The organism is Nostoc sp., from assembly GCF_036919815.1.
In the GTDB taxonomy this organism is placed as follows: Bacteria; Cyanobacteriota; Cyanobacteriia; order Cyanobacteriales; family Nostocaceae; genus Nostoc.
Window position 1 is genome coordinate 1 of the sequence record NZ_JBALCE010000053.1, and the last position, 14,720, is coordinate 14,720.

Consider the following 14,720-nt stretch of genomic DNA (forward strand, 5'->3'; position numbering starts at 1 on the left):
TAAAAAGTAAAACTACGGTCATACAAAGCTTTCAGCGTCAGCTAAAGCGTTGCCAAAAAATGGATAAAGTCGAGCTTAGAGGATGTTTGAAAAGTGGTTTGTTGTGCTTTTAATCGAATTATTACCCCCCTTAATCCCCCCGATATATTGGGGGGAAACAATAAAAAAATCCGGTTCCCTCCCCTTTATAAGGGGAGGGTTAGGGTGGGGTAATAACATTTGATACATCAATCATGACTTTTCAAACATCCTCTCAAAGAAACTTTATTAGGTTATAGCCGCGACTTCAGGATACTGGAGTCGTTTTGCTTATTAACACAACCTTGTAAACTACAAATACCCACTTTGTCGGTTTGTCTAATTAAGCTATGTTTAGTAGATAAAGTAAGTAGCCTAGATGATCGGCTGTTATTCCCCACTTGACATAAAGCATTGTGAGTGCAAAACGTCTACCAGAAACTATTGCCCGTGTCAGAATTACCCGCCAATCCTGGCAACATGGCTTCCTTGAAGGCGAAGTGAATGCGGGTGAGTTTGAGTGGCATTTCCAGTGGCATTTTCGCCGGGGAGAACTTGCCGTCAAGCCTTCCCAAGGCCGCGCCTTAATCAAAGAACCCCTCGGTCGATTCTTGGAGCAACAAGATTACCAGCTAGAGCCTGGAGGAGACTATGCTTTTACGATTCGGGCGGAACTTTAAAAATTAGGAGTTAGGAGTTAGGAGTTGTGAAGATATTAATTCCTAACTCTTTACTGCTCACTCTTCACTTCTCACTGAATCAGCAGTGAGGCGATTTAAGTATCTTTCAATCAAGAGGATGGCAACAATGTCATCTATGGGTCGTGGTGGCTGTCGCATACCCTTTGGCAATAGCTTTGTTAGCCCTTTGGGTGGGTACATTTGCCAATAGCGATCGCGGGCTTCTAAGGTTGTGTAACGTTCATCCACTAAAATAATACTCAAAGGTTCTCTCAATTCCTGATATAATTGCTGTCTCCACTGCTTGGCTGTAGTTTGGTCGCCCATGACCATCAAAGAAATGGGAAACTTTTGACGTAGTGTCTCAATGGTAGCGATCGCCTCTTTTGCTAGCACAACCTGATGATAATATAGTTGCCGATCTAGTCCCATCACCGCTAAACCACATTTATCTCGACCTGGATCAAACCCCAAAATCACTGGTTGCCTTGGTGAAAATTCACGGGAATTCATAATAAATTCAAAATTCAAAATTAAGAAATGCAATTAAAGTAAGCACTTTAGCTGCTGTTCAAATATGTTTAAATCTTAGTGTACAAATAATTTTTTAAGTACTAAATATAATTTGTCCGTTGACTATTGCCACTAATTTTACTCTCAATGGCCCGGCTGTATAAGTGTCCTCGGCTGCGATCGCTTTGATCTCCAATGGTTGATTATACTGTCTTAATTGGGTGATAAAACGCAGAAAAGTCCCCTCTACTTGCACATTTTCGACAATTCCAGCATTACGGGCACGAAATTGGGAAGCAGAAATCAGTATTTCTAGCCGTTGCTGTAACTGATAGGATGTCATGGTTTTGGAATCGGTAGTAGTTGTGGCCAGCACTGCGCCTCCCGAAAAAACCAATTGATTCCGCGCTGTATCGGCGAAAAATTCTATCTGCTTTTCTCCCCTAACGTAATTACCAGCCGAGAAAATTCGCACCACGTATTCTTGACCATCGGCAATCTGCTTGCTCAATTGCTCAATTCTATCCTGGGTCACGCGCAGTAGCTCTACATTTGCCAGATTTCCACCAGGCTCACTTAATTCGAGGTTGGCGTTGCGATTGGCTTCTTGTAAAAGCTGTACGACTGCCTGACGAGAAGCACCAGGTTGGGTAACACGAACTACACCAGCAGACAGAACTTGGCCGCGAACTAAGGCTAGCTTACCCAGACGCAGGTCGCGGTAAGATTGATAATATTTTTCCAGCCTTGCAACTTCCAGTTCTAGTTGTTCCTGCTGTCCTTCCAATTCTTTGAGGCGCGATTCCCGTGTGACAATCACTTGCTCTCGCGTTGCAACTTCGAGATTACGCTTTTGAATTAGTTGATCGAGTTGGGCAATTTTTTGATCGCGTACTTCTATAGCTTCTTGACGGTTAGCAAGTTCGCGATCGCGTTTTTCAATAGCTGTTTTGGCATCGTCAATCGCTTTTTTAGCTTCAGCATACAGTCGTTGACGTTCTGTCTTTAGTAGCTCAACTGCCGCTTGTAGCTGCTTTCTCTGATTGTAAACGCTTTGCAACTCAGCTATGGCTTTTTGGTACTGAGTTACAACCTGATCTAGCTGCCCTTGAGTGCCTTGGAGTTGAGTTTGAGTTTGGGCTTGTTGACTAATGGTACGGTTCAACTGAGCTTGTGTTTGGAGTTGTTTGGCATTCGCCGCCTGTAAAAATTGATTGATTACCTGCAAGTCTTGTTGGGCTTTTGCTTGGGCAATTCTTGCAAGATTTAGCTCACCCTCTACCTGACTTTTCTGAGTTTCTGCGGTTTTTAGCTGTTCCCGCTTCTGTCTGAGGTCTGTTTGAATATCCTCTAACTCAAAGACTCCCTTTCGCAAGCCTTCGTCAGCAGCGAATAAAATCCCTAAAGTTGATGCAGAAATCAAACCACCCGTAAAAATAGTCACCAGTACAGCAGTATTTTTCGGACGAAGATTAAAAAGTGAGAGGCGGGCTTTGCCAACTCGTGTGCCGATGCGATCGCCCACGGTTGCTATCACGCCTCCCAGAATTAAAATTGCTGCGATGAGGATGTATCCGGTGGTCATCTTTAGCTACCGAAATCCTTCCAGATACAGCCTACTACTTTTAAGCATTGTCTGTGGAGAAGTGGAAATTGACAATAGCTGAAATTATTCAATTTTAGATTTACCTCTAGCTATTAGTGTCATCTTTCAAAACACAACACAGGCCGACTCCCCTTTCTCCAATTGCTTTTATGTGAACTGCCTACTTAAAGTAACAGGTTTATGCACAGTAATCTTCTTTTTGTGGATAGAAATCATATTTTTTTCCCGCAAATCTCCTAGTAGCCTGGTAACAGTAACACGAGTTGAACCAATTGCCTCAGCGATCGCTTGATGAGATAATTTCAGATCAATAGTGATTCCATCTGCACAAGGAACCCCAAAATCCCGACAAAGAATTAACAAAAAACTCACCAACCTAGAACCCATATCTCGGTGAGCGAGAGTTTCAATCATCATCTCCGTTTGTAAAATGCGCGAAGACAGACCTCGCAGCATTAACATTGATAATTCTGGATTTTCCTTGAGTGCTAGCTCCACCTGTTCAATTGGCGCTGACAGTAATTCCACAGGCGTAAATGCAACCGCATGGTAAAACCGATCCGACTTATTTCCTGTCAGCAATGACAATACACCAAAAACACTATTTTCCCGCAGCAACGCTACCGTTATTTCCTCTCCTGCCTCATACACCCTGGAAAGTTTAACAGCACCTTTCAAAAGAAAATAAACTCGTTCGGCAGGATCGCCAGGAAAAAAGATCGTTTTATTGCGTTCAAACGTTTCCACAACTGGCGGAAACGCCCCGGTCGCCATCTGACGAAAAACATTTGCTAGGGCTTTATCTTGTGTCACGATCATCTCCCTTCCCCTACCCAATGCCGGAAAAACAAAAACTGATTACCTAAGAATACACCTGAAAAATGAATAAAGCACCGTCAACCTTTCTGTACTTTCCTATACTCAAATTAATATCTTCATAACTCTTTGTTTATAATGATACATAATTGTTGATCCTTTCAGCTACTAATTGTTGATAAGTAGTTACAATAGCTGTATTCAAAAGGGTTTTTTGAAGAACAAATAAAGATAAATTGATAAAATCTTTAGGAAAAATCAAGAATTTTGTCATACTAAACACCCTTACCAATATTCATTTTTGCAAATCCTGTGTAAAACAAAGACAAAACGTGCCTCAGATTCTAGTATGCTCCTAATGATCGATCGCACTAACAATTTCTATGCTAAATCTGACTGGAAAAAATGCCCTTGTTACAGGTATTGCCAATAACCGCTCGATCGCCTGGGGCATCGCCCAACAGCTGCACAAAGCCGGAGCAAACCTGGGTATTACCTACCTACCGGATGAACGCGGCAAAATGGAGAAAAAAGTTGCGGAATTGGTAGAACCCCTCAACCCCAGCTTATTTCTTCCCTGTAATGTCCAAAATGACGAACAAATTAAATCTACCTTTGAGACAATCCGTGAACAGTGGGGGAAGCTAGATATCCTGATCCATTGTTTGGCCTTTGCTAGCAAAGACGATTTAACTGGAGATTTTAGCCAAACCTCTCGTTCTGGCTTCAACACCGCCTTAGAAATCAGTACCTACTCGCTGGTGCAGTTAAGTGGTGCAGCGAAACCTTTGATGACAGAGGGAGGTAGTATCGTCACCCTGACATATTTAGGCGGTGTCAAGGCAATCCCCAACTATAACGTCATGGGAGTTGCCAAAGCCGGGTTAGAAATAAGTGTGCGTTACTTGGCCGCCGAACTAGGGCCACAAAATATCCGCGTCAATGCCATTTCCGCAGGCCCCATCCGCACCTTGGCATCTTCAGCAGTGGGTGGGATTTTGGATATGATTCATCATGTAGAACAAGTAGCTCCCCTACGACGCACCGTCACTCAGCTAGAAGTGGGCAATGCTGCGGCTTTCTTGTGTAGTGATTTGTCCAGTGGCATTACCGGACAAATTCTGTATGTAGATGCAGGATATGAAATTATGGGAATGTGACGCGATAAAGTTAGGAGTTAGGAGTAAGAAAGTGAGGAGTTAAGAGTTAAAAATTTATAACTGATAACTCCTAACTGATAACTCCTAACTCCTAACTCTTCCCACTCCCCATGCAAACAACCAATCGCCAAATTAATTCAAACTACGATCAGTCAACTAAAACCCCTCGGATTGCCACTGTTCACCGCACCACAGGTGAAACCGATGTGCAAGTTACCATCAACCTGGATGGTAGAGGAAATTGCACAGCAGCAACAGGTGTTCCGTTTTTGAATCATATGTTGCATCAAATTGCCTCCCACGGACTGATTGATATAGATGTCCAAGCCAAGGGAGACTGGGAAATTGATGACCATCACACCAACGAAGATGTAGGCATTACCTTAGGGCAAGCTTTGAACCAAGCACTAGGCGACAGAAAAGGCATTGTCCGCTTTGGTAATTTTCTTGCACCACTGGATGAAGCCTTAGTTCAGGTAGCGCTAGACTTTTCGGGACGTCCTCACCTCAGCTACGGCTTGCAAATTCCGACTCAACGGGTAGGAACCTATGACACCCAGTTAGTGCGAGAATTCTTTGTGGCACTCGTGAACCATAGCCAAATGACACTGCACATTCGGCAACTGGATGGCATTAATTCCCATCACATTATTGAAGCAACATTTAAGGCGTTTGCGAGAGCAACGCGGCTGGCGGTGGAAATCGACCCCCGCCGTGCTGGCGTGATTCCCAGTTCTAAGGGCGTCTTGTAGAAGGCAAACAGCAGGGGAAGCAGGGGAAGAAAAAACTCCTAACTCCTAACTCCTAACTCCCCAGCTTGAGATAATTGACACACCGGGTAGTGATGGTTATTATCAGGCTACCGGGTAACTTGTAATTAATACCAAGCTGGAAAATGGTAGTTGAACCGAGATGAAGTCTGTTGCAGATGACCCTAATTCTCAACTTAATCCGACTGACACTCCGCCAGTAGTCCTAACTTCTGAGTTGCGAAAAGTCTATCGCACTGGTTTTTGGCTAAATCAAAAAGTCGTATCTCTGAAAAACTGTTCTTTAACAGTTTACAAAGGCGAAACCTTTGGGTTGCTGGGGCCAAATGGTGCGGGTAAAACCACTCTTTTAAAATTGTTGCTGGGAATTATTCGTCCGACCTCTGGACGGGGATTATTATTGGGTAAACCCATAGGCGATCGCAGTGTTAAGCAACATATCGGCTATCTGCCCGAAAATCCCTATTTGTATGACTATCTCACCGGCTGGGAATTTTTGCAGCTAGCTGCTGGGCTATTTCAAATTCCCAACAGGGTACAACGCCAACGCATTCCCCAACTGCTAGAATTAGTGGGTTTATCCCAAACCGATGCCAAAAAAAAGCTCCTGCGCCGCTATTCTAAAGGAATGCTACAGCGTGTTGGTATGGCACAGGCGCTAATTAACGAGCCAGATTTAGTTTTTCTGGATGAACCGATGTCTGGTCTTGATCCGGTGGGACGCTACCAAATGCGGGAAATTATTCTGGCGCTAAAAGCAGCTGGTAAGACGATTTTTTTCAATAGCCACATTCTTAGTGAAGTAGAACAGATTTGCGATCGCATTGCCATCCTCGCTCAAGGTGAACTAATTTGCTCTGGTTCCCTGAATGAACTCTTAGGCGGTGAAAACACATATCACGTCAAAGGTCGAGGTGGTGACTGGGAAATTCTCAAAAAATGGATACCCACTCTCAGATTTGAGCCTGATAGTTCCTGGGAAGGTACACTACAAGATGATTACTATGATTTCCTCGCCAGTCTTCGGCTCATGGATGGTAAAATTATTGCCATAAATTTGTCGCGTCGCTCCCTAGAAGAATTTTTTATTCAACAAATCCAAAGAAAAAATAACTCACTGAATTAGTCTTCTTGCTTCTTGCCAAATAGGAAATTTTGGGTTAATTTGAGGAACAAAACCCAAAAACCCTGCCTTTTTGAGTTGATCTTTCTCAAGCCAACCCACATAAAAGCAAATTCCGATCTCTTTTTAAGGTTATTTGTATTTATTGGTTAATAGACAATTTATTGTATAAACTGCGTTTAGTTGGGTAAATCCAATATTTTTTGATAATTGCTCTAATTCCGCAGCGTTAACTTTAAGTGAACTTCACTAAAAGTTCAAATTCAATAAACAAATTTCCTCCGGAAAATCACACTTTTCGAGGAAAATAAGAGTGTCAGGGAACTTGAATACTTAGGTATAGTCAAAATAAAAATGTTTAGACAGTACTTTATTGATCGTAGTTTCAGAGTCTCAGGTAAATATGCTTAACACAAGTTTGTTTAAATTCCTAACTCAGCCAGTTGTGGGTGTGGCTTTGTTAAGTGCTGTCAATGTCGCTGTGCCATGTGTCAGTCTAGCTCAGGGACAACCATTACCACCAACTACACAAACACCAAGCACACCAACACAATTAGATACTAATTATTCATTAGGAGGCGGGGATCTCATCCGTGTAAATGTATTTGAAGTCCCCGAATATACAGGTGAATACCAAATTCCGCCAGGTGGAGCTATAAACCTGCCTTTAATTGGCAGTGTGTCAGTCCTCGGGCTAACAGCTGAACAGGCTTCTGATGAAATTGCTAGAAGATATTCTCGCTTCCTCAAACGTCCCTTAATCTCAGTCAATTTGTTATCGCCTCGTCCCATCAATATTTTCGTTGCCGGAGAGGTGACACGTCCAGGAGCTTACACTCTGAGCTTGAGTGGAGGCGCAGGGAACAATCCAGGTGTACAATATCCGACTATATTGGCCGCATTGACAACAGCGCAGGGTGTAACCCTGGCTGCGGATGTAACTCAAGTTCAATTACGGCGTAAAATAGGACGTTCTTCAGAGCAAGCCGTCACCGTCAATTTGAAGGAACTCATCCAAACAGGCAGATTAACACAGGATATTACCTTGCGGGATGGAGACACCATAGTTGTGCCAACAGCAACCAACTTCAACGTAGCAGAATCGCGCAATATATTTGCAGCTAACTTTGCCGCCAGCCAAACCACACCCCGCACAGTCACAATTATTGGTGAAGTTAACCGTCCCGGTTCATATCTTGTCACCACCGGTAACACAGATGCTCAGGGGGGCGCAACCCCTAACAGTGGCGCTGCCAGTCCCACTGGTCTACCAAATGTAACGCGGGTAATTCAACTAGCTGGGGGAATTACAGCACAGGCTGATGTTCGTAATCTCAAGCTACGCCGACCGACAAGAACTGGCTCAGAACAAGCTATAGATATTAATCTTTGGCAACTATTACAGAGTGGTGATGCCAATCAAGACATCATCGTGCAAGACGGAGATACGATTGTTATTCCGACAGCAACTGAAATCAACCCTGCAGAAGCTACGCAATTAGCTACCACTACTTTCTCTCCTACACGCATTCAAGTTGGTGTGGTAGGCGAAGTTAAAAAACCAGGGTTAACAGACGTTCAACCGAATAGCTCTTTAAATCAAGCTATACTCGCTGCTGGCGGATTTAATGATGCCAGAGCTAGTAGTAAGGCTGTTGATTTGATTCGCCTCAACCCGAATGGTTCTGTCACTAAACGTATAGTAAAAGTGGATTTCTCCGCTGGGATTAATGAGCAAACTAATCCTATACTCCGCAATAATGACGTTGTAGTAGTCAACCGATCTGGTGCAGCTAGTTTTGGTGATACCGTAAGTACTGTAACTGGACCTCTAGGTATTGTCTTGAATCTTCTAAACTTATTCGGACTCTAATTTAAGAGATAGATGTAAATTGGGGGCGTTGTTCAACCCTCTTCGTCCCTCAAATTGCACTATTCTTAAATCAAAGGTCAATGAGCAAATGGGAAGCAAGCTATGCGTAGCGGACGCATCAGAAGGCATCGCTTCCTCCAGAATTATATTTTCTATCCGCCATTATGATAAAAATCTTAAATAATATTACTCATTGATAAATACTGTAGACTCTAAAACTCTCACTGAAAATTCTTAATCTGCATTGATAGGCTTTTGCAAACTTTGTTGCAAGTACTCGAATTTATGATGATAATGAGAAGATTTTAGAAGGCAGAGGCGATAAATGCTAGTCTCTGCCTTCTTTTTGCTTCTTATTATCATAAGAATTCTTTAAGTAAATTAACTGATTCATAACAGATATACTATCTTAACCACAGATCCCGCGTATACACAGTAGAATGATGTCGAATTGGAAATGACACCATTTGTACGGTTACTTGGTGTCCATTGATGGGTAACTCTGGATACTGGTAATTTTTATTCAGTACTATTACCAGATAGCCACTGTTTTTTAGAAGACAAGCTAAAAACGCATTTTAGCCATATTTAGGTGAAAATGCCCAGATGTAAACCTCAATAGTTGTGTATAAATTCATACACACCTCTTACCCGACCGTATCCAATACTGAGTTACTGACTAAGGCTAGAGCTACTGACCGTTGACGATTCAGTTTTTGCAACATACCCTATTTTTTCCCTATGATGATTCATGGTTTAGGTTTTCTCAGTTTGAGCGCATCTCTTGTACTTCCCTGGGCATTAACAGGTCTGGTTCAAGGAGAGAGAATAACAGAGTCTTTAGTTAAAGATGTTCGTCAGTCATCCACTGTTCAGCAAATGCCACTACCTAGCCGCAAGCTGATCAGTAGGGTTACAACTGCGACAACATATTATGTTAGTGGTACTGGAAACGACAGAAATAGCGGACTCACTACCTCATCCGCCTTTAGGACAATTCAAAGGGCAGCAGATCTGACTGACCCTGGCGACACAGTATTGATTATGAACGGAGTATACAGAAATCCACCCAATGCTGGGAGTGTAGTAAATATTCAACGTTCTGGAAATGCAAAAGCATGGATTAAATATAAAGCATATCCTGGGCATTTCCCAAAAATTAAGCACGATACATGGAATGGTATCAAGTTGTCAAATGGAGCTTCATATATCGAGATTAACGGGCTAGAGATCATAGGGAACAATGCTAATATAACCCTTGGTTATGCATTAAGTCAGAAGTGGAACAAATCAAATCGGCGTACAAACGGAAGTGGCATAACCGTTGATGGAGTCGATGGTCATCTTTCTCACATAAATATTCTGAACAACATAGTGCATGACTGTGGAGGAGGAGGTATCGGAACAAGGGAGGCTGATTATGTGAAGGTGGACAATAACACTGTGTATAATAATGCCTGGTATAGTGTCTTTGGTCCCAGTGGCATTAGCATTTCAAAGAGTTGGAATTCTGACGGCAAACGGGGATACAAGATGTTCGTGACCAATAACAAGGTCTACAAAAATCGCATGTACATTCCCTGGCTTGAATCCGGAACAATCTCAGACGGTAATGGCATTATTGTCGATGTTTCAAAACTTGCGAAAAATGGTGCATATCGAGGACGAACTTTAATTGCAAACAATATCAGCTACAAGAATGGCGGTTCGGGGATTCATGCCCATAGTAGTGAGCATGTGGATATTGTCAACAACACGGCATATGAGAACGCGCAAAGTTCAAACCTTAGAAAAAAAGGGCAAATATATGCTGGTTATTCATCTGATGTCAAGATTTTCAATAACATTATCTATGCTCCCCCTGGTCAAAATGCGAACAGCAATATGAAGAATATCAACGTCACCTATGACTACAATCTTTACAGCAAAGGTGTCGTGATTGCTGTGATGGGACCTCACGATATTATTGCAGACCCACAGTTAATGAATCCCTCAATTGCTGACTTTAGAATCAAAGGAACGAGTCCGGCAATCAATATGGGTTACAATTGGAAAGATGTGAAAACTGATTATGCAGGTAAACCTCGTCGTGCTGGTAGTAGATCTGATATTGGAGCATACGAAGATCAGTAATCTTAATATCATGTCCTGCTATCTGCCCATAGTTGCGTCAGACTGAAGTCTACGCTTATACAAAATAATAAGCTTGCAAAGGCAAGCTTATTATTTTGTGGCTAATTAAACATGATATACCAGTTATGGTGTTCAGTTCACTTATGAGACAAAATCCTAGTTTATACAGAGGTTTTGTCTGGAATACGTTTTTGTTGCTTAACCTGTTTTGTCAAATCTTGATCAGTAAAGTATTCTTTAGCATGGTTGAAATAACTACTAGATTCATTTTTATCAATGATACCATTCACAACTAAACCTAAGACATTGTGACTGGATCTCTCTAGCATTTCTTCAGCAGCAGATGCACTGTTAGAATCAATTACCCCAGGTCGAGCTACTAACAAAATCCCATCAGTCATTTGGCTTAAAGTCAAAGCATCGGCTGCCAAAAGCAGGGGAGGAGCATCAATAATGACAAAATCATAGTTATATTGAGATGAGAAATTTTCAATTAGTGATGCCATCCGTTTTGAGTCAAGCAAAGCAAGTGGGTTGGGAGGTCTAACTCCAGCAGTTAAAACATCAAGGTTATCCATTACCTTAGATACAGCAATGTCAAATTCAGCCTGACCTACAAGAACCTCACTCAAACCAACTGCATTGGTTAGTTGCCAGAGATGATGCTGAGAAGGAATTCGCATATCTGCATCAACTAATAAAACTTTACGTCCTAATTGAGCGATCGCAGCCGCCAAATTAGCTGAAACTGTAGACTTGCCTTCTTTAGGAACTGCGCTAGTTACCACGATAGTTTTAAGCACTTTATCTGAACTCAAGAATTTCAGATTGGCTTGAATCATTCGATACATTTCGCTCGTTAAAGAGTAGGGAGTATCTCTGACGGCAATTGTTTGGTCTGTTAATTCTGCATTTGAATAACGGGAGCGAACCTTTTTAACAGACAAAGGAACAATTCCCAGCAAAGTATATCCAAATACATCTCTAACTTCTTTAAGTGTTTTTAGAGATCTATCTCTCATCGCTAGGAAGAGTACAGTTGTGGTGGCAAAGAATAAACCGAACATCACTCCTAGCACCAAAAGAATTATTTTTTTGATTATTACTTGTTTTTTGGGCACTAAAGCCTGAGAAATAATCCGGGAAGCAGCTGCATTTGTATTCTCAACTAACTGTAATTCTTGAACCTTTTTCAATAGAGTTTGATAGGTCGAATCTGCGACTGCAACTTTCCGTTCTAACTCCCGCTGATTTTGTGCCAACTGGGGTATGAGTTTCACGCGCTGTTCGTAGTTAGAACGGGAATTATATAGAGAGGAGAGTCTTTTAGTTAAGCCAAAGCGCTGTATTTCTGACTGGAGAAAACTTTGGATAAGACTTTGTCTGAGTTGTCCAATCTGCAATTGGCTCTGGGGAACTTGTGTTTGATTTCCAACAGTCTGACCAACTTCCTGTTGCAGGAGAGATTTTAAACTAGCTTTTTTTGCTTCTAGGTTAACAACTACGGGGTTGTCATCTAAGAAACGGCTGCGCTCAATCGCTAACTGCCGGTCAGTCTCTTGAAGTTGTGTAAGAACTCCCTGTACTGCAGGTGACTGACTCAGGGCACTCACAGCGATCGCTTCTTGAGAATTTAGCTCTACTTTCTGGCGCAGTTGATTGGTTTGGGCGTTTACCTCATCCAATTGAGCCTTAACAGTATTCATCTCATTGTCTAGATTTCCAATAGTCGCAACGGCTGACTGGGTTTCCGCTGATAAATCTGCAATCTGATGCTTTTGTTTAAATATACGTAGCGCTACTTCTGCATTATCAACAGCGGCTTGAGTTTTAGGAAGCTGCTTGGCCATAAATTGACGAGTTGCTCCTGCCTCAGAGCGATTTGTCGTAATATCATTATCTAAATAAGAATTCATAATTGTATTGACCACTGCCGCTGCTTCTTGGGGGTCATGGCTGCTATAGCTAATTCGCAATACATCTGTCCCACCAACAATTTTTAGGTTCAGGGCTTTTAGTAGCGCTTCTACTTCTAGAGGTTCACCTTCCTTGTCTTTGAGTTGTAGTTTGTCTATTGTCCGCTGCAAAAAAGTAGGAGAAGAAATAACTTCTATCTGACTGCTTATAGGATTTTGAGTTGCTACCAAGGGTTTCAAATCTCCTGAGTCCCCTCCTTCAGAGGAACCAGGCGAAAGATTACTTCCTGCTACTTTAAAAGAGGGAATTTTAAATAACAGTTTTCCTTCTGCTTCATAGGATGGCTTCATAAATTGTGTAGCTATAGCACTGAGCATAACTGTAGCTACAAATATCGCAGTAGCAGGTAGCCACCATCGTTTCAATATCAATAAGTAACGACTAAGGTCTAAATCAATAGATTCTCTAGATTCCATAGATTTGTCTGACATAAATCTTCCAAAGTACAGGTCTTAAACGATAAACTCAATATTGATCTACTCAGAGTAGCTACAAAGCACACCTATTAATTAATAGTGGTACTATTTTACAATATGACATATAGTATAGGCTATTTAAATTAAAAAACCTGAAATCATCTACAGGCTTTGGTTTCATCAATGTAAGAGCCAATACTTAGGAGAGTCGCGGAGCATTATTCAAAGCACATCTGATATGAGTTAATGCTAATTTTTGCTTCAATTAACCCTCTTTGATCAAAGTAGGGTGAAACCTTGAATCTTCATTGGCTTTATCCTCATAAATTCGTCGATGTTGCTATTTAGGTTGCCAAACTTTCTTATAAGCCTCTAACAGCTTAGGTACTTGATGTCGCCACTCTAGTTTCTCCTCCATTCTTTTTCTACCTAGCTCTCCCATCTTTTGTCGCCGCTCGGTGTCCTCCAGAAGTTCAAGAATGTTCTCGGCAAAATCCACCACGTCATTGCCTTTGGCATAAACAGATGCTCCCTCTGCCGATCGCCTTCCTTCCAAAAGGTCAAACTGAACAATGGGTTTTCCCATTGCCATGTACTCCATGATCTTGTTCATAGTAGAACGATCATTGTAGGGCATTTTTTTATCGGGATTAGCACATACATCACAGCTAGAAAGTCGTGCCAAAAGTTCATTATCAGGAATACGCCCGGTAAATTCTACAAACTCCTTAACTTCTAACTCTTCAGATAGTGCCTGAAGCTTTTCAAACATCGGTCCACTACCGATGAGCATAAACTGAATATCCTGGCGTTTTTTTTCATAGACAATGTAGCGAACTGATTGTAGCAGGTAATCGATTCCCTCCGGTTCTCCCATAACACCAACATATCCTACCAAATACTTCCGACTTCGACGGTAGACTGGGTTAGGCGGTACCGGTTGAAAGCGGGAAAGATCCGGACCACTGCGAACAACAAAGACATCCTCTGGACTTTTGCGTCCACGGGTAAGTGCTACCGAGAGGTAAGACTCATTAGTTGAAATAACTACGTCTGCTGTCGCAAAGGTCAATCGTTCAACCAAGGAGAGTCCATAGTAGAAGATGTCTCGTCGTCCATACTTAGCTTCGTACATCTCCAGATTGATATCATGGTGGTCAAATATGACTCTTACACCTTTGAACAACTTGAACCATCCCGCCACCAAAAACATTAAATCTGGAGGATTGCAAACGTGGACGATATCAAACCCTCGCTCTCGCCACACCCGATGAGCAAGGCGAAACTCCCAAAAAAGCGCAGTACCATATTCCCGTAGATAACCTGAAACCGAACTAATATCAGGTGGCATTGGGTGGCGATAAATGTGAACCTGATCGATTACCTCGTATTCTTGCTCAAACCCTTTACCTTTGGGACAAATCACCGAAACTTCATACCCCGCTTTTATCAGGGTGGTGGCTTCCATCCATACGCGCCGATCAAAGGGAACGGGCAGGTTTTCTACAATTATTACTACTTTCTTGGACATTTCAATTGGCTTTTCATTTTTTAGTTAATTTTGCTAGGTTTAAAAATAAACTTATTAACTTTCCCTCTATTTTTATGACTAAATATTGCTTTAGTATCATCTAC

General features: G+C 42.0%; 11 protein-coding genes. 6 read left to right on the forward strand and 5 right to left on the reverse strand.

Annotated features, from left to right (window positions below):
- Positions 1-434 precede the first annotated feature (434 nt).
- Entirely contained in the window at positions 435-698 is a 264-nt protein-coding gene (locus tag V7K15_RS13335; protein WP_292790756.1) for a DUF3146 family protein, read from the forward strand.
- Between the two features lie 57 nt (positions 699-755).
- Here V7K15_RS13335 and ruvX read toward each other — a convergent pair whose 3' ends face one another.
- The 3 genes from ruvX to ntcA all read right to left on the reverse strand — a co-directional run bounded on the left by ruvX (position 756) and on the right by ntcA (position 3,636).
- Complete coding sequence (gene ruvX / locus V7K15_RS13340; RefSeq protein ID WP_334905978.1) at positions 756-1,211, reverse strand: Holliday junction resolvase RuvX; 456 nt, start codon at positions 1,209-1,211, stop codon at positions 756-758.
- 94 nt (positions 1,212-1,305) lie between these two features.
- Positions 1,306-2,796, reverse strand: a complete 1,491-nt coding sequence (locus V7K15_RS13345) for a DUF3084 domain-containing protein (RefSeq protein ID WP_334905979.1) — start codon at positions 2,794-2,796, stop codon at positions 1,306-1,308.
- A 168-nt stretch (positions 2,797-2,964) separates the two neighbouring features.
- A complete protein-coding gene (gene ntcA, locus V7K15_RS13350; protein WP_292790746.1) occupies positions 2,965-3,636 on the reverse strand; it encodes a global nitrogen regulator NtcA in 672 nt (223 codons plus the stop codon).
- A 380-nt stretch (positions 3,637-4,016) separates the two neighbouring features.
- Between ntcA and fabI the strand changes: the two genes are divergently transcribed.
- The 5 genes from fabI to V7K15_RS13375 all read left to right on the forward strand — a co-directional run bounded on the left by fabI (position 4,017) and on the right by V7K15_RS13375 (position 10,692).
- On the forward strand, positions 4,017-4,793 hold the full coding sequence (gene fabI / locus V7K15_RS13355; protein WP_334905980.1) for an enoyl-ACP reductase FabI: 777 nt from the start codon (positions 4,017-4,019) through the stop codon (positions 4,791-4,793).
- 110 nt (positions 4,794-4,903) lie between these two features.
- Positions 4,904-5,545 carry an imidazoleglycerol-phosphate dehydratase HisB gene (hisB, locus tag V7K15_RS13360; protein WP_334905981.1) on the forward strand — a complete coding sequence of 214 codons (642 nt, stop codon included), beginning with the start codon at positions 4,904-4,906 and terminating at the stop codon, positions 5,543-5,545.
- 160 nt (positions 5,546-5,705) lie between these two features.
- Complete coding sequence (locus V7K15_RS13365; RefSeq protein ID WP_334905982.1) at positions 5,706-6,689, forward strand: ABC transporter ATP-binding protein; 984 nt, start codon at positions 5,706-5,708, stop codon at positions 6,687-6,689.
- A 400-nt stretch (positions 6,690-7,089) separates the two neighbouring features.
- Positions 7,090-8,559, forward strand: a complete 1,470-nt coding sequence (locus tag V7K15_RS13370) for a polysaccharide biosynthesis/export family protein (protein ID WP_334905983.1) — start codon at positions 7,090-7,092, stop codon at positions 8,557-8,559.
- A 741-nt stretch (positions 8,560-9,300) separates the two neighbouring features.
- Positions 9,301-10,692: a right-handed parallel beta-helix repeat-containing protein gene (locus tag V7K15_RS13375; RefSeq protein WP_334905984.1), complete on the forward strand. Its 1,392-nt coding sequence runs from the start codon at positions 9,301-9,303 to the stop codon at positions 10,690-10,692.
- 161 nt (positions 10,693-10,853) lie between these two features.
- Here the strand turns inward: V7K15_RS13375 and V7K15_RS13380 are convergent, their stop codons facing one another.
- Positions 10,854-13,100, reverse strand: a complete 2,247-nt coding sequence (locus tag V7K15_RS13380; protein ID WP_334905985.1) for a GumC family protein — start codon at positions 13,098-13,100, stop codon at positions 10,854-10,856.
- Positions 13,101-13,425: 325 nt separating this feature from the next.
- A complete protein-coding gene (locus tag V7K15_RS13385; protein WP_334905986.1) occupies positions 13,426-14,616 on the reverse strand; it encodes a glycosyltransferase family 4 protein in 1,191 nt (396 codons plus the stop codon).
- Positions 14,617-14,720: the final 104 nt, after the last annotated feature.

Coding starts and splice junctions, on each gene's coding strand:
- V7K15_RS13345 (WP_334905979.1), bottom strand. CDS start 2,796: ATGACCACCGGATACATCCTCATCGCAGCAATTTTAATTCTGGGAGGC.
- ruvX (WP_334905978.1), bottom strand. CDS start 1,211: ATGAATTCCCGTGAATTTTCACCAAGGCAACCAGTGATTTTGGGGTTT.
- V7K15_RS13365 (WP_334905982.1), top strand. CDS start 5,706: ATGAAGTCTGTTGCAGATGACCCTAATTCTCAACTTAATCCGACTGAC.
- fabI (WP_334905980.1), top strand. CDS start 4,017: ATGCTAAATCTGACTGGAAAAAATGCCCTTGTTACAGGTATTGCCAAT.
- hisB (WP_334905981.1), top strand. CDS start 4,904: ATGCAAACAACCAATCGCCAAATTAATTCAAACTACGATCAGTCAACT.
- V7K15_RS13375 (WP_334905984.1), top strand. CDS start 9,301: ATGATGATTCATGGTTTAGGTTTTCTCAGTTTGAGCGCATCTCTTGTA.
- ntcA (WP_292790746.1), bottom strand. CDS start 3,636: ATGATCGTGACACAAGATAAAGCCCTAGCAAATGTTTTTCGTCAGATG.
- V7K15_RS13370 (WP_334905983.1), top strand. CDS start 7,090: ATGCTTAACACAAGTTTGTTTAAATTCCTAACTCAGCCAGTTGTGGGT.
- V7K15_RS13380 (WP_334905985.1), bottom strand. CDS start 13,100: ATGTCAGACAAATCTATGGAATCTAGAGAATCTATTGATTTAGACCTT.
- V7K15_RS13385 (WP_334905986.1), bottom strand. CDS start 14,616: ATGTCCAAGAAAGTAGTAATAATTGTAGAAAACCTGCCCGTTCCCTTT.